This is a genomic window from Bradyrhizobium sp. USDA 241, assembly GCF_049739505.1.
In the GTDB taxonomy this organism is placed as follows: Bacteria; Pseudomonadota; Alphaproteobacteria; order Rhizobiales; family Xanthobacteraceae; genus Bradyrhizobium; species Bradyrhizobium liaoningense.
Genome location: NZ_JBMGPZ010000005.1, coordinates 955603 through 977740, shown reverse-complemented (window position 1 = coordinate 977740; position 22138 = coordinate 955603). Strand labels below are relative to the sequence as shown.

Here is a 22138-nt window from a genome sequence, read left to right as displayed (position 1 = left end):
TTGGGCCCGCATATGGACCAGGAAAAGGTCAACATCCTGCTCGTCGACGATCAGCCGGCCAAGCTGCTCGCCTATGAGGTGATCCTGAAGGATCTCGGCGAGAACCTCGTGATCGCCTCCTCGGGGCGAGAGGCGCTGGAGGTGCTGCTCAAGACCGAGATCGCGGTGATCCTGGTCGACGTCTGCATGCCCGAACTCGACGGCTTCGAGCTCGCCGCGATGATCCGCGAGCATCCGCGTTTCCAGAAGACCGCCATGATCTTCATCTCGGCCATCCAGGTCAGCGACATCGACCGGTTGCGCGGCTATGAGATGGGCGCGGTCGACTACGTGCCGGTGCCGGTCGTGCCGGAGGTGCTGCGCGCCAAGATCAAGGTGTTTGCCGAGCTCTACCGCAAGACGCGCGAGCTCGAACGGCTGAACCACGAGCTCGAGGACCGCGTCCGCGCACGCACCGCGGAACTGGAGAGCTCCACCGCGAAGCTGCGCGAGAGCGAGCAGCGGCGCAGCATGGCGATCGCTGCCGGCAAGATGGGGTCCTGGGACTGGGACTGGGTCAGCGGCGATTGGATGTGGGACGAGGGGCAATACCGCATCTTCGGCGTCAGCGCGGAGCGTTTCGAGGTCAATCCGGCCAACGTCCAGGCGCTTTTGCATCCCGATGACGTCGATCAGTTGCGCAAGGCGATCGCCGAATTCAACAAGGGCACGCGCGCCTATGAAACAGAGTTCCGCATTGTGCGGCCCGACGGCGAGGTGCGCTGGTGCGTCGGCACGGCGGCGGCGACGGTCGACGAGAGCGGGCGCGTGGTGCGCGTCAGCGGCGTCACCGTCGATATCACCGAACGCAAACGCGCCGAGGAGCGGCAGAATCTCCTGGCGCGGGAAGTCGATCATCGCGCCAAGAACGCGCTGGCGCTGGCGCAGTCGATCGTGCGCCTCACCCGGGCGGACGAGGTCAAGGACTACGTCAACGCCGTCGAGGGACGCATCAATGCACTGGCGCGCGTGCACACCATCCTGTCGCTGTCGAGCTGGCAGGGCGCCGAGCTCTCCAGGCTGATCGACGAGGAGCTTGCGCCCTATTCGCTCGGCGACCAGATCAGATTGGCAGGTCCCGAGGTTCAGTTGCTGCCGGCGACGGCCCAGACGCTGGCGCTCGCGCTGCACGAGCTCTTCACCAACTCGGCGAAGTATGGCGCACTCTCGACTCGATCTGGGCGGCTCGCGATCGATTGGCGGGTCGAGGACGAGCTGCTCACGCTGAGCTGGGAGGAATCCGGCGGTCCGCTGGTCATGGCACCGAAATCTCGCGGCTTCGGAACGCGAAGCCTGCTTGCGAGCGTGGAGTCCCAGCTTGGCGGACAGGCGCAGTTCGATTGGCGCGCCGAAGGCCTGTTGTGCCGCCTGGAGGTGCCGCTGACGCGCAGGACAGCCACCGCCGGACCCGGCAAGTTCGACACCAGCGGCTCCGCAGAGTTGCAGCGCGCGTCCGGCTAGCCGGAGGCCGCGGTCGTCATGCGCTGGGCCATCCGCGGTTCGCGCGGGACCCGCCCTTCCAGCCAGGCTTCCGTTCGGGCGAGATCGCGCAGGGCCCTGGCGTAGCGACGCGCCGCGCTTCGCTCTGCTCCGCGCGGTAGCCTGCGGGCCTTGCGCAGGATGTCCGCAGCCGCGTTGCGATAGGCCAGCGAGCGGTAAAGAAAGACTACCTTACCCATATCCATGTTCCCGTTTTGATGGCGCTCATCCTCGCAAGCCCGGCATGAACGTCGGATGAAGCGGGCGATGACAATTATTTCAACCGAATGGAACCAGGCAATCACGCGGGTGTTTGCATGCCAATTCGGGATGCACTCCCATGCGCACGAAGAAGTCGTCTGAGCTGATCTCCGCCAGCGGACTTATCAAGCTGATGACGCATGCAATGATGGGCGCGGCCCTCGGCCTCACCTTCAGCCTCATGCTCGTCCTGTCCAATCCAGCCGTGGCCAACCTGCTCAATAACGGCGGAAGCCAGGCCATTCTGGTCTTCACTCTCACCTTGGTGACGACGTTCGCGATCGGTGCGACGCTCACCGGCGTCGTCTTCATCATTGATGAGGACAAGCAATCTTGAAGCGCGCGTGACCCGCGGGAGATGCTTTGTCGGGAACTCCTGCGGCGAAGAGCGGTTGGCTGCCTGCGTCAAATTAACTCAGGGAGTTTCCCGCATGAAGACGACCAAGCTCGCTCTCGCCGTAATGTTGGCAACCGGCCTTGCCGCCGCGCCGTTCGCCGTGCAGGCCAAGTCACACAAGGCCAAGCATGGATCCTCGATGTCATCGTCGCAGACCACCGGCGCCAACACCAAATCCTCCAAGGGCGCTGATCCTTCCGGCCAAGGCGGTTCCGGCCCCGGCTCCGATCAGGGCGGCACCATGACGAACAAGGGCGGCATGACCAACACCAAATAGGCCACTCCCTGGAATCCATCGAGGGCTCCGCCCATTGCGGGGCCCTTTCTCTTGGGACTCGGGCGCAGTTTCAAATCCGGTACACGCCCGGATGCTCCTCCACCGCCCGCTGCCTGATCAGCGGGGCCCGCTCGCGCGCACGGGATTGCCGCCCGCCTTCGCGGGACGAAGGCGCACCCGGTCGCGAACGTCAGGCAGAACGTCGCTGCCACCAGCTGCCTTCCATTCGCCGATCAGGAGGTTGATTCTCCGGCGCAGATCCATCTGCGCCAGGGCCCTTTCCGTGCAGTCGCAGCCGCGCTCGACGAGACCGCGCACCGACGCCTCGACGTCGGCCATTTCGAGCCTCAAGACTCTGATTTTACGTCGAATTTCATTAATTCTGTTGTCCATGGCTTGTTAGAACAAAATAAGAACATATAGTCAAGTCACGATTTCAGAACGGAGAATGCAGATGCAGGTTCAAGGTAAATACGACGCCAGGGTTTTTCTCGGCGAGCAGATGACGCGGGCGCAGGGTCTCAGGCTGAAGCGGCTGAGCGAAGAGGCCTATCAACCCGCCCAATTTGCACGGGACCTGTCCTTCGGTGAGGCCGCACGGCGCATCCAGGCGCTGGAGGCGGAGATCGAGCTGGCGAACTCCTTCTAGACTGGCTGCGTCACGCGCCTGCACGTTGCGTACGCGCTGCCGGAACCATGGCTGAGCCGAATGGTTCTCCTCGCCAAGGGAGAGCATGCATGGCACGCAAGGCAAAGAAACGTCGCTACTCACGCAGCTCCGGCAGCGATGTCGAAAGCGAGATGCGGCGCTACAAAAAGGGTACCGCGAAGAGCGGGCGCGGGGGACGCGGCGGCCGCGTGAAGAGCCGCAAGCAGGCAATCGCGATCGGACTGTCGAAGGCGCGCAAGAAGGGCAAGAAGGTCCCGAAGAAGGCATCGAAGCGGAAGAGTGCCAAGAAGACGTCGAGAAAATCGTCTAAGTCAAGCAAGTCGTCTAAGAAGTCGTCGAAGCGCAAATCCAGCAAGCGCTGACGCTGACCGCCTCAGATCATGCTGCCCGGCATGAAGCAGCGGATCGAAATCCCGAACGCCGTCTTCACCGGCCACACCATGGTGCGGCCGGCCCGGTTCGGCTCGGTGATGACGGCTTCGTCCGGCACATCTATCCACTGCCCGTCCAGACGCACGCGGTAACGACCGTTGTGCGACTCCCAGTCGGGATCGGCGACGGCAAATCCATCAGCATCCGAGCAGCACGGGCCGAGCTGGCTGCGCAGACCGTCGAACCATGGTTTCAGGGGGGAGTTCGCGTAGCGGCCGTCGTCACGCCCGAGCGCGTATCCGCCCCAGAGCACCAATGACGCTACGAGCAGTGCACTCCTCCGCGAGAGCTTCAATCGAACCATGTCGGCACCGATCAAATGCGAACCGCCAAAAGCGGCGGCAGGCTCGAAGTTCCACGACTGCAACCCACCTTTGCGGCTTCCTTGCCGCAGCGGTGTTGGAACTGTGATGAACGAACACGGCTTTTTCGGACGAACTGCGTCACCATTCCTGTGGTTAACGAGAATATTATCAATAACCCAACGGGATCTTCGAGGCTGAACAGGAAAGGCGGCCCCGAGGGCCGCCTTTTTTGACGTGGGTCGCTCGACGCGCGCGGCTCTACGCGAGCGGAACTGCGACGAATCTTGTCGCCTCTGCGCTTCTGACCTGCAACAGCACGCTGCGCTTGCCCGAAGATTTGGCCTGCGCCAGTTCCGAACGGACCTCGCCGACATTGGCGACCGCCTTGCCGCCGACATTGAGGATGACGTCGCCGGTCTGAATGCCGCGCTGTGCCGCCGGCCCTTGCGGATCGACCTCGGTGACGACGACACCCTTCTGGCCCGCACCCTGGACGTCACCTGCCGGCGCCAGGCTGAGGCCGAGGCGCGGCGTGCCGGCATTCGGCTGCCCCCTGCCCTCGTCGGCATTGCCATTTCCTTTGGCTTGCCGCTCGTTCGGCAGCTCGCCGAGCGCGAGGGTCACCGTTTTGCTGTCGCCCTTGCGGAAGACATCGAGCTTCACGGACGTGCCCGGCGCCAGGGTGGCGATGGTGCGCGCGAGATCGCGGGAGTCCTTGATCGTGGTGCCGTTGACGGCGGTGATGACGGTCCCCGCCTCGATGCCGGCCTTCGCCGCCGGGCTGCCATCCTGCGGATTGTCGACGATCGCGCCGCGCGCCTCCTTGAGGCCGAGGCTGTCGGCAATATCAGACGTCACGGGCTGCACCTGCACGCCGAGCCAGCCTCGGGTGACCACGCCCTTGTCCTTCAATTGTGCGACGACGAGCTTGGCGGTCGAGGCGGGAATGTCGAAGCCGATGCCGACCGAGCCGCCCGAGGGCGAGAAGATCGCAGTGTTCACGCCGATCACGTTGCCGTTCATGTCGAAGGCCGGGCCGCCGGAATTGCCCTTGTTGATGGGCGCATCGATCTGGATGAAATCGTCATAGGGACCATTGCCGATATCCCGGCCGCTGGCCGAGACGATGCCGGCGGTCACAGTGCCGCCAAGACCGAAGGGATTGCCGACCGCGACCACCCAGTCGCCGATACGCGGCTTCTGGTCGGAGAATTTGACGAACGGAAAGTCCTTCTTGCCATCGACCTTGATCAGCGCGAGATCGGTCTTCGGATCGGTCCCGACGACTTTCGCAGTGTAGGTCGTGCCGTCATCCATCGTCACCTGCACGGACTCGGCGTGGTCGACGACGTGGTTGTTGGTCACGGCATAGCCGTCGGGGGAAATGAAGAAGCCGGACCCTTCGCCCGTGATCATCTGATGGCGCTGGCGAGGCGTGCCGTTCATGCCGCCCGGGAAGCGGAAGCCGAACTGTCGCGAGAACTGGTCGAACGGCGTATCCTCGTCCGAATCCATCCGGTTCTGCTGCAGCATCGCGGTCTTGTCGTTGTCCTGGTCGATCTTCACCCGCACCGAGATCACCGCGGGTTTGACCTTGCTGACCAGATCGCCGAAGCCCGGCGGCGTCGCGGCGGCTTCCGCAGCCTGAGCCGGCGCAATGAAGGAGTTCGTACCGAACGGCGCGGAGCCTGGCGCCATTGACAGGGCGGCCACGCCCAGCGCGGCCACGGTGCCGAGCAGCGCGAGCCGGCGCGGCCTCAAGATCTTGCGGGACGTGGTGGTGTCGGAATTGACGCGATCGTTCATGTCGAAATATCCATGTTGAGCTGGTGTCGCCTTGCCCTCAACATGGTCGCTGCCACCTTACGGCGTCCCGTCCATTCGATTAAATCTCGGCAAAGAACGGGAGGGCGGGCGCAGCCGGCAAATCGTCGCCGCCCATTTGATGCAGCTCAACACGGGCGCTTCGCGCAGTGAAAAACTGCGCCCATGAGGTCCACCGGAGGCGCGCCATGTACAAAGACATTCTCGTCCACATTCCCACCGAACGTCCCATGCGGTCTGCGATCGAGGGCTCGATCTCGCTCGCGTCGTACCTCAACGCTCATCTCGACGCGGTCGCGGTCGGCTATGTCGCAACCAGTGCAGCTTACGTGATGGAGGGCGGCGCGGCGGTGGCGGCCGTGTTCGAACTGGAGCGCGAGCGGGCCGTGGAGCGGGCCGAGGCCGCGCTCGCGGTGTTCAGGAGCGAAGCGGCAAACGCCGGCATCTCCTACACTTGCCACGCGCTCGGCGCGATCCCGGCGGATGCGGCCGTCTCGCTCGGCGAGATGGCGCGACTGCGCGACCTCAGCATCGTGGTCCAGCCGGATCCGACGCAGGGCGCGTTTGACAACGACGTGCCGGGCGAGATCCTGTTTCAGGCAGGCGGCCCGGTGCTGTTCCTGCCCTACACCTTCCGTGGCGCCTTCAAGGCGAACCGGATCGGCATCTGCTGGGACGGCAGCCGCCTCGCTGCCCGCGCCGTGCGCGACGCAGCGACGTTCCTGGCGCGCGCCGCAGAGATCGTGATCATCACCATCAACGAGGCCGAGGCCGTCTCCGGCGAGGCTTCAGCGAGCAGTCTGGCAAAACATCTCGGCCGGCGCGGACTGCCGACCCGCACGGTCAGCCTGTCGGCGGCGCGCGCCGACATTCAGCCGACCATCCTGTCGCTGGCGGCCGACGAAAGCCTCGATCTCCTGGTGATGGGCGGCTACGGCCATTCGCGGTTGCAGGAGCGCGTTCTCGGCGGCGTCAGCCGTGCCATGCTGGAAGCCATGACAGTGCCGACGCTGATGTCGCATTGAGTCGAGCCGACTTGGCGCCATTACGCCGCGACGGGAGCCTCCCATGGCGGGGGCGCGGTAGCGTCCCCGTCGCGTTGCACATTGCACGCGTCGAAATGCGCCTTGAGTTCGACTTCGGCGAGGTGTTCGAAATGTTCTGCCTGGCCGAGGAGTTCCCAGGTCTGGAGCGGCCGGTAGGCCGCCTGCTGACGACAGAGGGACGCCAGCGCCCGGTAGCGACGTACGTTCTCCATGAGACCCTCCCTCGCATCTGCCGAGGTTATCGCCTTAATTTACGTCAGGCCGATGGCGATTGTGCAAAAGATTCGCTGCGCCCACCTTCGCCTGATCTCGGCTCGTTCCTGGGAAATGCGTACTCGGGTCAAAGTTCCAAATGGCGCCAAGGAGCGCTCGGCCTCCTGTAGCCTACAGGTGACAGCCTCCATCGCTTACACGCATCCGCTGCGCAGAACTGTTTTGCAGGTGCGGAACTCGGCCGGCCTCGGCGGCGGCACGAATGGCCGCAATATTGGCGGCATATTCGGCCGCGCCCCTGCCGCGAAACACGGCGGAACCCGCGACCAGCGTATCGGCGCCCGCTGCGGCCACGGCAGCGGCATTGTCGCGCGTGACGCCGCCATCGACTTCGAGACGGATCGGCCGCTCGCCGATCATGGTCCTGATCCGCTCGATCTTCTCGATCTGCGACCCGATGAAAGATTGGCCACCAAAGCCCGGATTGACCGTCATCACCAGCACGAGATCGATGCGGTCGAGCACGTATTCGATTGTCGCCTCCGGCGTCGACGGACAAAGGCTGACGCCAGCCTTCCTGCCGAGCGAGCGGATCGCCTGGAGTGAGCGGTCGAGATGCGGGCCGGCTTCGGCGTGCACCGTGATGAGGTCCGCTCCGGCTTTCGCGAATGCCTCAAGATAGGCATCGGTCGGCGCGATCATCAAATGCACGTCGAAAACCTTGTTCGTCATCGGCCGGATCGCCTTGATGACGTCAGCACCGAAGCTGATGTTCGGCACGAAATGCCCGTCCATGACGTCGCAATGGATCCAGTCGGCCCCGGCCGCATCGATCGCCGCGACCTCCTCGCCGAGACGGGCGAAATCCGCGGCCAGGATCGAGGGGGCGATGAGGATGTCTCCGCTCATGGCTTTGCACTCCGCGCGTCGACGCCGCCGCTGAAGACGCGGCTCGCAAGGACGTCCGCGGGATCAATGGTTTCGAGGTCGGCGACATCGAGCATGCGGTCGAGATCGGACACCAGGCGATCGGCCTGCCGCAGACGAATGCGGTCGACGGCGTTGCGGATCGAGCGGGCGTTGGAGAAAAACGGCTGGGCCCGGCGAAATTCAATGTATTTCTCGAAAGCCTCGCGCGCGGCCGCCGAGAAGCGATAGCCGCGCTCCTTCAGCATCAGCTCGGCGATCACGAGCAGCTCGGCTTCCGCATAGTCAGGAAATTCGATGTGGTGCGCGATGCGCGAGCGGAAGCCGGGATTGGAGGCGAAGAAGCTCGTCATCCGCTCGCCATAGCCGGCAAGGATCACGACGAGGTCTTCGCGCTGGTTCTCCATCACCTGGAGCAGGATCTCGATCGATTCCTGGCCATAGTCGCGCTCGTTGTCGGGACGATGCAGGTAATAGGCCTCGTCGATGAACAACACGCCTCCCATCGCCTTCTTCAGGATCTCCTTGGTCTTCGGCGCGGTGTGGCCGATATACTGGCCGACGAGGTCGTCGCGCGTCACCGAAATCACCTGCCCGCGCCGCACGAAGCCGAGGCCGTGCAGGATCTTGGCCATGCGTAGCGCCACCGTGGTCTTGCCGGTGCCGGGATTGCCCGTGAACGACATGTGCAGCGTCGGCGGCGCGGAGGCCAGTCCGGCCCGCTGCCGGATACGTTCGACCAGCAGCAGCGAGGCGATCTGGCGCACGCGGTCCTTCACCGGCTTGAGCCCGATCAGCTCCTGATCGAGCTGTTGCAGCGTATCGGTGATCCCGGCCGCTTCGGCCTCCTTGCGGAGATCGAAACGAGTCTCGTTCTGTTCGGTCGTCGTTGCATGGGGAACATCGAGCATCGGCACCTCGAAGAAAAGAGCTTCGCCGCTGAGAGCGGCGAAGCAGTGGTCCGCCAAGGATGCGGAGCAGGGAGAGCTCCGCGCGGAGGAGAATGGCTATTGAGAGGCGTGGGCCGGGGGCTTTCGCACGGTGGTGTAGCGGATCGCGCGTCCGGCCACTTCCTGCCGCACCAGTTCGAACTCCGCCTCTTGCTTCGGCCGGTTGACGAGGAAAGAGATGCGCACCGATTCCCAGCCGTGGCTGGAATCGAAACCACTGATGCGGATGTAGCGGTCGCCGTACACCCTGCGACACTCGGCGAGCTCCATCATCACGCCGGCGGCGTCCTGCAGATCGAACATCGGCAGGCCCCACATCTCCCAATAGGTATTGCGAGGATGCGGATCGTCGGTGAACTCGATGTTCACCGCCCAGCCGTTGGCAAGGCAATACTGCACCTGGCTGGTGATCTGCTCGTCGGTCAGATCGGGCAGGAACGAGAAGCAGCCCTGAGTTAGTTTCATCTCAAATCTCCTCAGACGGTTTCCAGCACTGTCGGCACGAAGTCCGGCGTGTCGGTGGATTGATAGTTGAAGGTGACGTCCTTCCAGACCTCGAGCGCGGCCTTCAGCGGCGTACAGGTCTGGGCCGCCCTGGCGAGGATCTCCGGCCCTTCGTGGACGTAGTCGCGGCCCTCATTGCGGGCGAGGATCATCGCTTCCAGCGCCACGCGATTGGCGGTCGCGCCGGCCGCAATGCCCATGGGATGGCCGATGGTGCCGCCGCCGAACTGCAGCACGACATCCTCACCCAGCAGATCCAGCAATTGATGCATCTGGCCGGCATGAATCCCGCCGGAGGCGACCGGCATCATCTTGTTGAGGCTCGCCCAGGACTGGTCGAAGAACAGGCCGTGCTCGAGCTTGGTCGGGTTGAAGTCCTCGCGGCAGACATCGTAGTAGCCGCGCGTGGTGTTGGGATCGCCTTCGAGCTTGCCGACCACCGTGCCGGCATGGATGTGGTCGACACCGGCGAGCCGCATCCATTTGGCGATGACGCGGAACGACACGCCATGGCTCTTCTGCCGCGTATAGGTCGAGTGACCGGCGCGATGCAGATGCAGGATCATGTCGTTGCGCCGCGCCCATTTGGACATCGACTGGATCGCGGTGTAGCCGATCACGAGGTCGATCATGACGATGCACGACCCGAGCTCCTTCGCGAACTCCGCGCGCTCGTACATGTCCTCCATCGTGCCCGCGGTGATGTTCAGGTAGGTGCCCTTAACCTCGCCGGAGGCGGCCTGCGCGCGGTTCACCGCCTCCATGCAGTAGAGGAAGCGGTCGCGCCAGTGCATGAAGGGCTGCGAGTTGATGTTCTCGTCGTCCTTGGTGAAGTCGAGCCCGCCCTTCAGCGCCTCGTAGACCACGCGGCCATAGTTGCGCCCGGACAGACCGAGCTTCGGCTTCACCGTTGCGCCCAGCAGCGGCCGGCCGAACTTGTCGAGGCGTTCGCGCTCGACCACGATGCCGGTCGCCGGCCCCTGGAACGTCTTCACATAGGCGACGGGGAAGCGCATGTCCTCCAGGCGCAGCGCCTTGAGCGGCTTGAAGCCGAACACGTTGCCGATGATCGAGGCCGAGAGGTTCGCGATCGACCCCGGCTCGAACAGGTCGAGGTCATAGGCGATGTAGGCGAAGTACGAGCCCGGCGTGCCGGGCACCGGATCGACGCGGTAGCACTTTGCACGATACTTCTCCGCCGCGGTCAGGCGATCGGTCCACACCACCGTCCAGGTCGCGGTCGAGGATTCACCGGCAACGGCAGCGGATGCCTCGATCGGGTCGACACCTTCCTGCGGAGTCACGCGGAACAGTGCGATGACGTCGGTGTCTTTCGGCGTGTACTCGGGCTCCCAATAGCCCATGCGTGCGTATTCCATCGTGCCCGATCGATAGCGCTCTTTGCCGCGGACGGTTCCTGCATGTGCATTCATGGCTCTCTCCTGCTCTTCTCTCTGAATTGATTAGGCCGCGACCGGCTCACGCGTGCCAATGCGCGGATCGAGCTCACCGGCGCGATAGCGCCGCGCCATCTCGCTCATCGGAATCACCTTGATCTTGCTGGCATGACCCGCAGCGCCGAACTGCTCGAAGCGGTCGCGGCAGAGCTCGCGCATCGCATCCATCGCGGGCTTGAGGAACTTGCGCGGATCGAACTCGGAGCGCGTTTGCGCGGCCACCTTCCGGAACACCGCGGTCATCGCCAACCGGCAATCCGTGTCGATATTGACCTTGCGCACGCCGCTCTTGATGCCGCGGACGATCTCGTCCACCGGCACGCCCCAGGTCTGCGGCATCTCGCCGCCGAACTGGTTGAACATGTCCTGGAGCGACTGCGGCACCGAGGACGAGCCGTGCATGACGAGATGCGTGTTTGGCAGCCGGCGGTGGATCTCCTCGACCACCCGCATCGCCAGGATGTCGCCATCGGGCTTGCGGCTGAACTTGTAGGCGCCGTGCGAGGTGCCCATCGCGATCGCCAGGGCGTCGACCTTCGTTGCGCGGACGAAATCGACGGCCTGGTCAGGATCCGTCAAGAGCTGATCGTGACTGACCTTGCCCTCGACGCCATGGCCATCTTCCTGCTCGCCGCCGCCATGCTCGAGCGAGCCGAGCACGCCGAGTTCGCCTTCGACGGACGCGCCGACCCAATGCGCGAGATCGACGACGCGGCGGGTGATGGCGACGTTGTAGTCGTAGTCCGCCGCGGTCTTGGCGTCGGCTTTCAGTGAGCCGTCCATCATGACCGAGGTGAAGCCGTGGGCGATGGCCGAGGCGCAGGTCGCTTCGTCATTGCCGTGGTCCTGGTGCATGCAGAGCGGGATGTCCGGATAGGTCCGCTCCAGGGCGTCGATCATGTGCGAGAGCATGAGATCGCCGGCATAGCTGCGCGCGCCGCGCGAGGCCTGGATGATGACGGGCGCGTCGACCTCGGCCGCCGCCTGCATGATCGCGATGCCCTGCTCCATGTTGTTGATGTTGAACGCCGGCACGGCATAGCCGTGGCTGGCGGCATGATCGAGCAGCTGGCGAAGTGTGATACGGGCCACGGGACGTCCTCCTTATCGGCTCTTGCGGGCGATCGCCCGGCGGGCCGCTTCCGCAATGCTTTGCGGTGTGATGCCGAATTCGCGGTACAGCACCGGCGCCGGGGCCGAGGCGCCGAAGCCACGCATGCCGACGAACTCGCCGTCGGCGCCGATCCAGCGATGCCAGTCGCCGGCGACGGCGGCCTCGACACCGACACGCGGCGCGGTGCCGAGCACGGCGGCGCGGTAGTCTTCCGGCTGCTCCTCGAACAGCGCGAAGCAGGGTGCGGAGACGACGGCCGCGCGGATGTGCTCGGTCGCGAGCAGGCGGGCTGCTTCCAGCGCGATCGAGACTTCCGAGCCGGTTGCCATCAATGTCACGTCGCGGCCGCCGTCCGGGGAGACAACGAGGTAGGCACCGCGCGCGACGCGGTTCTTGCCGCGCGCATCGCTGCGGAAGGTCGGCAAAGCCTGCCGCGACAGGCACAACACGGACGGACGATGCTCCGCCGAAAGCGCACAGTCCCAGGCCTCCAGCGTCTCCACGGCATCAGCCGGCCGGAACACGAGCAAGTTGGGAATGACGCGCAGCGCCGCGAGATGCTCGACCGGCTGGTGCGTCGGGCCATCCTCTCCGAGTCCGATGGAGTCGTGCGTCATCACATGGATCACGCGCAGCCGCATCAGGGCCGCAAGCCGGATCGCCGGCCTGCTGTAGTCGGAGAACGCGAGGAACGTGCCGCCATACGGGATGAAGCCGCCATGCAGCGCGAGGCCGTTCATCGCAGCCGCCATGCCGTGCTCGCGAATACCGTAGTGGATGTAATCGCCGGTGTACGCACCGCGCTTGACCGGAGCCTGCGCCTTGGCATGCGTCAGGTTCGAATGTGTCAGGTCCGCCGAGCCGCCGACCAGGCCGGGAATCGTTCCGGCGATGCCGTCGAGCACCTGTTGCGAGGCCTGTCGCGTCGCGAGCTTTGGCCGCTCGCCGGCAAAGCGCTCGCGCAATTTCGCCGCAGCCAGCGCATAGACGGCGGGCAGAGCCACGGCCTTGCCCTCGACGAACAGATCGCGCTGTTCGGGCGTTGCGCTTTCATAGCGATCGAGCCAGGCGAGACGGTCGAGCTGTCCGCGCTGCCCGATCATCCGCCAGGCCTTCTGAATCGGGATCGGCACGACGAAGGGCTGATAGTCCCAACCCAGCGTCCGCCGCGCCGCTGCCGTCTGCTCGGTGCCGAGCGGCGCACCATGCGCCTTCTCGGTGCCCTGCCTATCCGGCGCGCCATAGCCGATCATGGTGCGGCAGGCGATCAGCGAGGGCTTCGTCGTTTCGCGCTCTTCCGCAATCGCCTGTGCAATCGCCTCGGGATCGTGGCCGTCGATGCGGCGCACCGACCAGCCGGAGGCGGCAAAGCGCGCGAGCTGGTCGTCGGAGGTGGCAAGGGAGGTCGGGCCGTCGATGGAGATGCCGTTGTCGTCGAACAGCACGATTAGCCGGCCGAGCCCGAGATGGCCGGCAAGCGAGATCGCCTCCTGGCTGATGCCTTCCATCAGGCAGCCGTCGCCCGCGACGACATAGGTGAAGTGGTCGACAAGGCCGTCGCCATGCCGCGCATTGGCCATGCGCTCGGCGAGCGCCATGCCGACGGCGGTCGCGATGCCCTGTCCCAACGGCCCCGTCGTGGTCTCGACACCAGGCGTATGGCCATATTCGGGATGGCCCGGCGTCTTCGAGCCCCACTGCCTGAAGGCCTTGATGTCGTCGAGGCTGACATCGCCGCCGGTCAGATGCAGCAGCGCATAAAGCAGCATCGAACCGTGGCCCGCCGACAGCACGAAGCGATCGCGGTCGGGCCAGTTCGGATGCGCCGAGTCGAATTTCAGAAAGCGCGAGAACAGCACGGTCGCGACATCGGCCATGCCCATGGGCAGCCCGGGATGGCCGGACTGCGAGGTCTCGATGGCGTCCACCGCGAGGAAGCGGACGGCGTTGGCGAGATCGTGGTGCGTGACCGCCGTGAGGTCGGCTTCGGCGTGGACGGAGATGTTCATCGGATTCTCTCCTCGTTCACTTCAGGTTTCGCTTGCGCTCGATCAGCTGCATGATCAGCGGCGTCAGGATCAACTGCATCGCGAGGTCGAGCTTCGCGCCCGGACACACGATCGAGTTCGCGCGGGACATCCAGCTTTGCGGCAGCATCGAGAGCAGATAGGGGAAGTCGATGCCGCGCGGGTTCTTGAAGCGGATCACGACCATCGATTCGTCCGGCGTCGGAATCCAGCGCGCGACGAACGGGTTGGAGGTGTCCACCGTCGGCACGCGCTGGAAGTTGATGTCGGTCTCGGTGAATTGCGGGCAGATGTAGTGGATGTAGTCCGGCATCCGCCGCAGAATGGTGTCGGTGACGGCCTCGGTGGAATAGCCCCGCGCGCTGCGGTCGCGGTGCAGCTTCTGGATCCATTCGAGATTGATCACGGGTACGACGCCGATCTTGAGATCTGCATAGCGCGCAACATTCACCTTGTCCGTGACCACGGCGCCGTGCAGGCCTTCGTAGAACAGCAGGTCCGAATTCTCCGGCAGCCCCTTCCATTCGGTGAAGGTGCCGGGAGGCGCGCCGTGCAGCGCCGACTCTTCCGCGTCGTGCACGTAGTGCCGCGTCACCGCCGTGCCGGTCTCGCCGTAATCGCGGAACGCTCGCTCCAGCTCCTCGAACAAATTGGTCTCGGGGCTGAAATGGCTGAAATGCTTGTTGCCGCGCTCGGCCTCCTTGGCCATTTGCGCACGCATCTCGGCGCGGTCGTAGCGATGGAAGGCGTCGCCCTCGATATAGGCAGCGTTGACCTTCTCGCGGAAGAATATCTGCTCGAAGGTCTTCTTGACCGAGGTGGTGCCGGCGCCGGAGGAGCCGGTGATGGAGATGATCGGGTGCTTCCTGGACATGGCGCGCCTCGCTCAGAGCCGGAAGAAGCCGCGCCGCGCGAACAGCGGCGCGGAGACGCTGGCAACCAGCAGCGGATCGCAATGCAGCTCCTCGACGCGCCGGACCTCGTTGCTCGAGCCCATGATCAGCGGGACGCGCTGGTGCAGGCTCTGCGCAGACAGTTCAAGGATGCGCTCGCGCCCGGTCGAAGCCGAGCCGCCGGCCTGCTCGATGATCATCGCCATCGGATGCGCCTCGTAGGTGAGGCGCAGGCGGCCGTCGCCATAGCCGGGCCGCGCGTCCGAGGGATAGAGGAACACGCCGCCGCGGGTGAGGATGCGATAGGCTTCCGCGACCAGCGAGCCGATCCAGCGCATGTTGAAATCGTGGTTGGCCGGCCCGTCGACGCCGGCGAGGCACTCGTCGACGAAGGCACGCACCGGCGGATCCCAGTGCCGGCGATTCGACGCGTTGACCGCGAACTCCTCGCAGGCCTCCGGGATCTGCACCGCGCTGCGCGCGAGGCGGAAGCAGCCGGATTTGCGGTCGAGCGTGAAGATGTCGACGCCGTCGCCGAGCGTCAGCACCAGCGAGGTCTGCGGACCGTAAGTGACGAAGCCGGCAGCGAGCTGCGCCGAGCCGCGCTGATGGAAGGCGAGCGAGAGATCGTCGGGTGCGGGCAGGATCGAGAAGATCGTGCCGACGGTCATGTTGATGTCGATGTTGGAGGAGCCGTCGAGCGGATCGATCGCGATGCAGATGCGCCCCTGACGATCGACGATCTGGGCCTCGCGCATCTCCTCCGACGCCAGCGCCGTGATCGGCAGCCGGCTGAGGCAGCGGCGCAGGATCGCATCGGCCTGGACGTCGAGATTGCGCTGGAGATCGCCATCGCTATTGCGGCCCGTGGTCAGGCCCGAGGCGTCGGCAAGATCGCCGGATGCGATGAGATCGGCGATCTCGATCGCCGCTGCCGCGATGGCATCCACCGCGCCCGCCACCGCCAGCGCGTGGGGTGCGGTCTCGGAATACCGTTGAAGGTGGTCGTCCAGACTGAGTTGCCCGGTCATCTGCGTCCATCCCCTCTGTCGGCGCCGCATCCAGTTTCCTCCCCGCTGGAGGTCGGTGCGATCGGTCCCGGCATCAGGAGATTGACAGGGGCGACTTAATAAGGAAAATTTCTATTTATAATGAGCCTCAAAGAATTTTCTTATAATGGCCCCGGCCATGCGGCGGCCCAGCTCCGGCATCTGACGATCCGGCAGCTGCGCTCGCTCGCGGCGCTTTCGGCCAAGGGCAGCGTGACGGCGGCATCCAGCCATCTCGGGCTGACGCAGCCGGCCGTGACCCAGCAGCTCCGGCAGCTGCAGGACCTCGCCGGCCTGCCGCTGGTGCAGCGGACCGGCGACGGCATGCTGCTGACGGAAGCGGGCAAGGAGGTGCTGGCGCTGGCCGAGCGGGTCGAGGCCGCCATCACGGATTGCCAGGGCGCGCTCGACCTGCTCGCGGGGCGGACCGGCGGCACGGTGAAGCTCGGCGCGGTCTCGACCGCGAAATATTTCGTGCCGCATGCGATCGCGGCGTTCTCCAAGCGCTACCCCAAAATCGAGATCAAGCTGACCATCGGCAATCGCGAGGAGATCCGCGAGGCCATGCACGGCTACGACCTCGACTTCGCGGTGATGGGTCGGCCACCGGCCGACGTCACCGTCGACGTCCGCCAGCTCGGGCGCAATCCGCACATCATCGTCGCGCGCAAGGGCCACTGGCTGGAGAAGGATTCCGGCCTCAACCTCACCGACCTCGTGCACGAGACCTTCCTCACCCGCGAGCCCGGCTCGGGCACGCGGACGCTGATGGAGGGCCTGTTCCAGAAGTCGGATCTCGAGCCGATCATCGGCATGGAGATGAGCAGCAACGAGACCATCAAGCAGGCGGTGATCGCCGGGCTCGGCATCGCCTTCATCTCGGCCCACACCGTGGCGCATGAGCTCGCCGAGGGCCGGCTCGTCGTGCTCGACGTCGCGGGCCTGCCGATCGTCCGGCAATGGTACGTGATCCGCCGCAGCGACAAGGTGCTGCTGCCGCCCGCGCAGGCGATGTTCGATTTTCTCGGCTCGGAAGGATCGAACTATCTGCCCGACGTGCCCGAATTCGGCGGGCGATAGAAGGCCGGCGCTCAGCTCATCAGCTTCATGGCGACGGTCGCCGCCAGCACCACGATGATCTGGAGCAGGCGCTCCGTCGTGAAGATGCGGTTGAAGGTGGTCATCGCGTGCCCCGGCCGACGTGAAGGAGATATCGATCGGCCCGTTGCTAGCACAGAAGGGGACGGAGACAACTCCGTACTTGCCCCGTGGGCGGTGGCGGCTTCGGCGGGCCGGTTCGCGGCCGCGCCGATGGCCGGCGATCAGGCCGCGAGCGGGGCGGCGTGGTCCGTGCGCGTCGCGAAATAGGCTTCCAGTTCCGACAGCGCCCGCGCTTCCCACTCCCTCGCCTGCTCCAGCAGCGACCAGCTCTGGCCCGGGCGGAATGCGGCGGTCTGGCGATAGAGCGATGCAATTCCGCGGTAGCGGCGCACGTTCTCCAAGATGGCGTGACCGTTCATGTCCGAAAACTCCCTCGTCATTCCCGCGGGAGAAACTGCGGCCAAATCTTTTTCGAAAAGTTAGCGGCGCGGGGCAAGTTCGCGAATGGTTGCCGGACTGTTGCGCGAGCGCAACGCGCGCGGTGGGGTTTATTGCGGATTCGTTGCCGCGCTCTTGCCGGAAGGCTTCAGCCCGCCGCTTCTGATGATCGTCACCGTCTTGCGGCAGAGATCGGCAAGGCCGATCAGGAGTATGGCCAGCAAGCAGAACAGGTTGATGGAATCGGCGCTTGCACTGGTCAGCGCATTGAACGCGAAGAAAGGCGGAATGAACGCCCACCACACCAGCGGAATGGTGAGCAGCGCGGCGAATGCCGCCGCCGGCGCGCCCGCCACGAACGCAAGCACGAACAGGCCGGGCAGGAACGCCGCGAAATAGAGCTTTGCGCCGAGCGCGACGCAGATGCCCTAAAGCACGGCCGACATTGCGACGACGGCCAGCCCGAGCAGAAACGCCTGCCACGACCATGGACGTACCCGCAGCACGCCAAACAGCCCCGCACGCCTCATCCGCCTCCCCCTGCCGCCCGTTAACCAGGTGCGTTTGCAACCAATTTACTACAGCGGCGTCGGGGCCGCGAGACGGAAATTGCGTCCTCGCGGGGCTGGCGAACAGGCCGCATCGCACAGTTCGGCCATACCGGCGGCTACTCGGTGGCCGCATAGAGCAGGCCGGCGACGGGCAGGGCAAGGCCAATGGCCGATGCGAGCGCCCAGCCGCCTTGCGCGAAGGCGAAGGCTCCGACCGCGGAGCCGGCCGCGCCGGCTGCGAAGAACGTCGCCATGTAGAGGCCGTTGAGGCGGCTGCGGTGCTCGTGCCCGAGCGCGAAGATGGCGCGGAAGCCGAGCACGACGTTGCCCTGGACACCGATATCGATGGCGATCGCGGCGACCACCAGACAGGCGAGGTTCAGCATCGAGCCGGGCGCGCCGACATAGGTCACGAGGAAGCCGCCGGCCGCGAGCAGCATCGCGACCAGCGTCGCGATGCGGCTATGGCCGTGGTCGGCGAGGCGTCCGGCGATCGGTGCGGCGAACACGCCGGCGACGCCGGCCAGCGCAAACAGCGCGATGCCGCGCTGGGAGAAGCCGAATTCGCCGGCGAGCTGGAGCGGCGCCACCGTCCAGAAAAGGGTGAAGGCGCCGAACAGGCTCGCCTGATAGAGCGCGCGGCGCCGCAGCAGCGGCGTGGCCCGCACCAGATGCGGCATCGACAGCAACAATTCGCCGTAGTGCATCCGCGTCACCGGCTTGCGCTTCGGCAGCGTCATCCAGAGCACGGCTGCGAGCACGATCATCAGCGCGGCGGAGCAGAAGAACACCGCGTGCCACGACAGGGCCGCGGTGACGAAGCTCGACACCGGACGCGCCAGCATGATGCCGAGCATCAGGCCGGTCGAGACGTTGCCGACGACGCGGCCGCGGATGGCTGCCGGCGCCAGGTGCGCCGCATAGGGAATGATGATCTGCACGGCCACCGAGCCGAGGCCGATGAACAGCGCGGCGATCAGGAACGGCAGCGCATGGGTGGCGAACGCGGCGGCGAGCAGCGCCGCGGCGCCGAGCGTGATCACCGAGCAGATCAGGGCGCGGTTCTCGACGAGATCGCCGAGCGGCACGATCAGCAGCAGCCCGGTGCCGTAGCCGATCTGCGTCATGGTGACGATCAGCCCCGCTGCTGCATGCGACAGGCCGAGCGCGGCGCTGATCGGGGCAATCAGCGGCTGGGCATAGTAGATGTTGGCCGCGACCATGCCACAGGCCGCGGCGAGCACGAAGGTCAGGCGCTGCGACACCGCATCCGGTTCGGGTGCGGTCTCGATCGTGGCATTCATCGTCATTCGCATGGACTCCAGATAGGTTTAGGGAATGATCATTCCCTATTATGACAAAACATTCAGGCGAGCAGCTTCATCGCGACGTCGACGAGGCGCATCCCGTCGAGCGGCAGGCGCGCCTTGCCGACGACGCGCATCCCCTGCGTGATGCAGAGCATCAGCCGCGCGGTGTCGTCAGCTGCGACATGACGGGGGATCGAGCCGTCGGCCTGCCCGTCGCGGATGAGGCCGGCGATGAAGTTTTCGTTGGTCGCAAGCTGCGCGCTGACGCGGGCCGCGACCATCGCATCGTGCGCCGACAGTTCGACGGCGCTGCCGACCACAAGGCAGCCGCGCCGCCCCTCGATGCCCTGGGAGTGCTCGACATAGGACAGCAGCACGTTGCGGATCTGTTCGCGGCCGTTTGCGCCCCGCGCCGCCGCGCTGCGGGTCTGCTCCTGGCGCAGCGCCGTGTAGCGCTCGAAGGCAGCGAGAAACACCGCATGCTTGTCGCGAAACGCCTTGTACACGCTGCCGGTGGCGAGCCGCATCGCCGCGGTGAGGTCGCCGATCGAGGTGGCATGGTAGCCCCGCTCGCGAAACACGCGCACGGCGCGGTCGAGCGCGGTATCCATGTCGAATTCCCGGGGGCGGCCGGGACGACGGGCGGCAGGCCGGGATCGGCGGGCGGTCTTTTGCATTGCGGCATAATAGGGAATGATTGTTCCCGAATAAAGACACGTGGTTGTGAGCGGGTCGAGGGGGAGGATTCGACAGCTCTGAAGACGCGGCTCTCGCTCGTGTCCCGGACAAGCTGCAACGCGACAGCGTTGCGGCGCAGCGCCGGGACCCGGGGGTCTGCACGGCACGATGCCTCAGCATGGGCCCCGGCTCTGCAGCGCACCGTCGAAGGGACGCTGCGCTGCGTCCGGGGCACGAGAGTGGAGTTTGGCCCACGCTCTCTCCTCCTCGGCATTGCGAGGAGCTCTTGCGACGAAGCAATCCAGGCTGTCGCTGTGGAAAGATTCTGGTTTGCTTCCGTCTTCGCTGAAGGCTTCGGCGGACAAGTCGCTGCGCTCGCAATGTCGGAGCAAGGGCGGCATCGCCGCTCTTCCAACACGCATTTCAAATGGCAGGCACTGCTTCGCGGTCTCGCGGCGCAATTCGCCCGAGTTTTGCATCGTCGCTCACCCTCTCGAGCCAAGAGGGCGCAGGGAAGACCGGGTGCTGACCTCGCACCCGCGGTCCGCTGCGCGAAAATGTGGCGCAAAGAGACCGGACAGCAGCATACAGGTGGTGCCAATCACTCGGCCTTCCCTGCGCGATGGTCGGACGGCTTATGCCGTGCTCTCCCGGGAGCCGAGTTCGTTCTGGCCTCCCCTCACTCCTGCGAAATTCACCGGCGCCGCGCCGGTTGACGCGACTGCCGCCTCCGCAAGAGCTTGACCGTAGCAACGACGGCCAGGACCACACGGTTTTGCCGTACGCACGGCCCGCCATGTCGCCGCAGTTTTCCCAGCCCTGTCGACGGAGCTGGAAACTTACAGGCGAGACGAAGCCTAGCAGCGCCGCTCGTCCGCACGCAGCTTCGGGCTCACGGAGAGCAATCCGCCCTGCCCTTCACCTCTCGTGCACGACGCTGCCGCGTCCACCGCAAGCCCAGCTCGCGACAATGACGACCACACGATCGCCCCTCAAGGATGAGCCGGGATGGGCGACACATACGATAAATCCGAATTTCGGTAAAGTGGAATATTTTCGCGCTGACGGATTGACAGGGGAGCGAAACACCGAGCTTCCGGCGTCATGCCAGGGCGCCGCAAAACGGCGAGCCCGGAATCCATTTAACCACTTGTACTGCGGCCCGATGGATTCCGGGCTCGATGCTGCGCATCGCCCCGGAATGACTGGAGAGCTTCACCCCTTGCGCGGCACCGGCGTCCCATCCGCCATGGTGGTCACGCCCTTCCGTTCCACGATCATTCCGTAGGCCCGCGGCTGGCGGTGGACGTCGAAATTGAAAGTGGTGCGCTTGTAGGAGTTGCAGAGATCGAGATCGCAGCGCGCCAGCGCGATCTCGTCGCCCTTGGTGGTGCAGGCCGCCATGATCTCGCCCGAGGGCGCGATGATGCAGCTGCCGCCGATGTGGTCGACGCCCTCCTCGATGCCGGCCTTGGCGACGCCGACCACGAAAGTGCCGTTCTGATAAGCGCCGGCCTGCATCACCAGATGATTGTGGAACAGCGAGAGATCGTCATGCTCGGGCGCGGGCGGATTGTGCACCGGCGTGTTGTAGCCGATCAGCACCATCTCAACGCCCTGCAGGCCCATGACCCGATAGGTCTCGCTCCATCGGCGATCGTTGCAGATCGCCATGCCCATCACGCCGCCGAAGGCATCGGCCACGCCGAAGCCACTGCCGGGCTCGAAATAGCGCTTCTCCAGATGCTGAAACTCGCGCCACGGCTCGTGCTCGGCATGGCCAGGCAGATGGACCTTGCGATACTTCAGGACGATCGCGCCGCTCTTGTCGACGAGAATGGACGTGTTGTAGCGCCTGACAAGTCCGGCCTCGACCGTCAGCTCGGCATAGCCGAGGCAAAAGCCGATCCCGAGCTCGCGCGCGAGATCGAACAGCGCCTGCGTTTCGGGGCCCGGCATCTCGCGCTCGAAGAAATCGTCGATCTCGGCCTGATCCTCGAAATACCAGCGCGGAAAGAACGTGGTCAGCGCCAGCTCGGGATAGACGATCAGATCGCAGCCGCAGGCCCGGGCCTGGCGCATCAAGGCCGTCAGCCGCGCCATCACCGCGGTCCTGGTCTCGCTCCTCGCGATCGGGCCGAGCTGGCCGGCTGCAATCGTCACAAATCTCGCCACGCGTCGTTTCCTTTCTGATTG

25 protein-coding genes are annotated in these 22138 nt (G+C 65.3%); 7 read left to right on the top strand and 18 right to left on the bottom strand.

The genetic code is table 11. The annotated features are described in order from the left end of the window. Nucleotides 1-12: 12 nt before the first annotated feature. Nucleotides 13-1500: an HWE histidine kinase domain-containing protein gene (locus ABIF91_RS26520; protein WP_028176961.1), complete on the top strand. Its 1488-nt coding sequence runs from the start codon at nt 13-15 to the stop codon at nt 1498-1500. On the opposite strand, the gene ABIF91_RS26515 is transcribed toward ABIF91_RS26520, so the two are convergent. Next, complete coding sequence (locus tag ABIF91_RS26515) at nt 1497-1718, bottom strand: hypothetical protein (protein WP_028176960.1); 222 nt, start codon at nt 1716-1718, stop codon at nt 1497-1499. The two genes, ABIF91_RS26520 and ABIF91_RS26515, sit on opposite strands and share 4 nt — an antisense overlap. 140 nt (nt 1719-1858) lie before the next feature. On the opposite strand from ABIF91_RS26515, the gene ABIF91_RS26510 reads away from it, so the two are divergent. Together ABIF91_RS26510 and ABIF91_RS26505 are read left to right on the top strand one after the other, a co-directional pair. Then, complete coding sequence (locus ABIF91_RS26510; protein WP_028176959.1) at nt 1859-2116, top strand: hypothetical protein; 258 nt, start codon at nt 1859-1861, stop codon at nt 2114-2116. A gap of 94 nt (nt 2117-2210) precedes the next feature. Further along, nucleotides 2211-2453, top strand: a complete 243-nt coding sequence (locus ABIF91_RS26505; RefSeq protein ID WP_028176958.1) for a hypothetical protein — start codon at nt 2211-2213, stop codon at nt 2451-2453. Nucleotides 2454-2570: 117 nt separating this feature from the next. On the opposite strand, the gene ABIF91_RS26500 is transcribed toward ABIF91_RS26505, so the two are convergent. Then, on the bottom strand, nt 2571-2792 hold the full coding sequence (locus ABIF91_RS26500) for a hypothetical protein (protein WP_028176957.1): 222 nt from the start codon (nt 2790-2792) through the stop codon (nt 2571-2573). A 115-nt stretch (nt 2793-2907) separates the two neighbouring features. On the opposite strand from ABIF91_RS26500, the gene ABIF91_RS26495 reads away from it, so the two are divergent. Next, nucleotides 2908-3102: a DUF3072 domain-containing protein gene (locus ABIF91_RS26495; RefSeq protein ID WP_028176956.1), complete on the top strand. Its 195-nt coding sequence runs from the start codon at nt 2908-2910 to the stop codon at nt 3100-3102. An 89-nt stretch (nt 3103-3191) separates the two neighbouring features. Beyond that, nucleotides 3192-3485, top strand: coding sequence for a DUF6496 domain-containing protein (locus ABIF91_RS26490; protein WP_028176955.1), 294 nt, complete (start codon nt 3192-3194; stop codon nt 3483-3485). Nucleotides 3486-3496: 11 nt separating this feature from the next. Here ABIF91_RS26490 and ABIF91_RS26485 read toward each other — a convergent pair whose 3' ends face one another. Continuing rightward, a complete protein-coding gene (locus ABIF91_RS26485; protein ID WP_028176954.1) occupies nt 3497-3859 on the bottom strand; it encodes a hypothetical protein in 363 nt (120 codons plus the stop codon). A gap of 259 nt (nt 3860-4118) precedes the next feature. Continuing rightward, on the bottom strand, nt 4119-5666 hold the full coding sequence (locus ABIF91_RS26480) for a Do family serine endopeptidase (protein ID WP_028176953.1): 1548 nt from the start codon (nt 5664-5666) through the stop codon (nt 4119-4121). A 206-nt stretch (nt 5667-5872) separates the two neighbouring features. Between ABIF91_RS26480 and ABIF91_RS26475 the strand changes: the two genes are divergently transcribed. Then, the gene (locus tag ABIF91_RS26475) at nt 5873-6709 is read left to right on the top strand and encodes a universal stress protein (RefSeq protein WP_028176952.1); all 837 of its coding nucleotides are present in this window, start codon (nt 5873-5875) and stop codon (nt 6707-6709) included. Between the two features lie 20 nt (nt 6710-6729). On the opposite strand, the gene ABIF91_RS26470 is transcribed toward ABIF91_RS26475, so the two are convergent. From ABIF91_RS26470 to ABIF91_RS26430, 9 genes are all read right to left on the bottom strand, one after another. Continuing rightward, on the bottom strand, nt 6730-6942 hold the full coding sequence (locus tag ABIF91_RS26470; protein ID WP_028176951.1) for a hypothetical protein: 213 nt from the start codon (nt 6940-6942) through the stop codon (nt 6730-6732). A gap of 172 nt (nt 6943-7114) precedes the next feature. Continuing rightward, on the bottom strand, nt 7115-7852 hold the full coding sequence (rpe, locus tag ABIF91_RS26465) for a ribulose-phosphate 3-epimerase (RefSeq protein ID WP_028176950.1): 738 nt from the start codon (nt 7850-7852) through the stop codon (nt 7115-7117). Further along, nucleotides 7849-8781, bottom strand: coding sequence for a CbbX protein (cbbX, locus tag ABIF91_RS26460; protein ID WP_035675038.1), 933 nt, complete (start codon nt 8779-8781; stop codon nt 7849-7851). Before cbbX ends, rpe begins: the two co-directional genes overlap by 4 nt. A 96-nt stretch (nt 8782-8877) precedes the next feature. Continuing rightward, nucleotides 8878-9285, bottom strand: a complete 408-nt coding sequence (locus ABIF91_RS26455; protein ID WP_028176948.1) for a ribulose bisphosphate carboxylase small subunit — start codon at nt 9283-9285, stop codon at nt 8878-8880. 11 nt (nt 9286-9296) lie between these two features. Beyond that, entirely contained in the window at nt 9297-10757 is a 1461-nt protein-coding gene (locus ABIF91_RS26450; protein ID WP_028176947.1) for a form I ribulose bisphosphate carboxylase large subunit, read from the bottom strand. Between the two features lie 30 nt (nt 10758-10787). Next, nucleotides 10788-11873 carry a class II fructose-bisphosphate aldolase gene (fba, locus tag ABIF91_RS26445; RefSeq protein WP_284281303.1) on the bottom strand — a complete coding sequence of 362 codons (1086 nt, stop codon included), beginning with the start codon at nt 11871-11873 and terminating at the stop codon, nt 10788-10790. A 12-nt stretch (nt 11874-11885) separates the two neighbouring features. Next, nucleotides 11886-13904 carry a transketolase gene (gene tkt, locus ABIF91_RS26440; protein ID WP_028176945.1) on the bottom strand — a complete coding sequence of 673 codons (2019 nt, stop codon included), beginning with the start codon at nt 13902-13904 and terminating at the stop codon, nt 11886-11888. 16 nt (nt 13905-13920) lie between these two features. Then, a complete protein-coding gene (locus ABIF91_RS26435; protein ID WP_028176944.1) occupies nt 13921-14796 on the bottom strand; it encodes a phosphoribulokinase in 876 nt (291 codons plus the stop codon). 12 nt (nt 14797-14808) lie between these two features. Next, nucleotides 14809-15846, bottom strand: a complete 1038-nt coding sequence (locus ABIF91_RS26430; RefSeq protein ID WP_028176943.1) for a class 1 fructose-bisphosphatase — start codon at nt 15844-15846, stop codon at nt 14809-14811. A 120-nt stretch (nt 15847-15966) separates the two neighbouring features. Here ABIF91_RS26430 and ABIF91_RS26425 point away from each other — a divergent pair, with 120 nt between their 5' ends. Next, nucleotides 15967-16944 (top strand): LysR family transcriptional regulator, encoded by a 978-nt coding sequence (locus tag ABIF91_RS26425; RefSeq protein ID WP_035675032.1) that lies wholly within the window; start codon nt 15967-15969, stop codon nt 16942-16944. A 242-nt stretch (nt 16945-17186) separates the two neighbouring features. Here the strand turns inward: ABIF91_RS26425 and ABIF91_RS26420 are convergent, their stop codons facing one another. The 5 genes from ABIF91_RS26420 to ABIF91_RS26400 all read right to left on the bottom strand — a co-directional run bounded on the left by ABIF91_RS26420 (nt 17187) and on the right by ABIF91_RS26400 (nt 22117). After that, complete coding sequence (locus tag ABIF91_RS26420; RefSeq protein WP_028176941.1) at nt 17187-17384, bottom strand: hypothetical protein; 198 nt, start codon at nt 17382-17384, stop codon at nt 17187-17189. A gap of 129 nt (nt 17385-17513) precedes the next feature. After that, the gene (locus tag ABIF91_RS26415) at nt 17514-17771 is read right to left on the bottom strand and encodes a hypothetical protein (protein WP_424579472.1); all 258 of its coding nucleotides are present in this window, start codon (nt 17769-17771) and stop codon (nt 17514-17516) included. 299 nt (nt 17772-18070) lie between these two features. After that, nucleotides 18071-19264 carry an MFS transporter gene (locus tag ABIF91_RS26410; protein ID WP_028176939.1) on the bottom strand — a complete coding sequence of 398 codons (1194 nt, stop codon included), beginning with the start codon at nt 19262-19264 and terminating at the stop codon, nt 18071-18073. A 56-nt stretch (nt 19265-19320) separates the two neighbouring features. Next, nucleotides 19321-19941, bottom strand: a complete 621-nt coding sequence (locus tag ABIF91_RS26405; protein ID WP_035675036.1) for a TetR/AcrR family transcriptional regulator — start codon at nt 19939-19941, stop codon at nt 19321-19323. A 1216-nt stretch (nt 19942-21157) separates the two neighbouring features. Beyond that, the gene (locus ABIF91_RS26400; RefSeq protein WP_028176937.1) at nt 21158-22117 is read right to left on the bottom strand and encodes an N-carbamoyl-D-amino-acid hydrolase; all 960 of its coding nucleotides are present in this window, start codon (nt 22115-22117) and stop codon (nt 21158-21160) included. Nucleotides 22118-22138 lie beyond the last annotated feature (21 nt).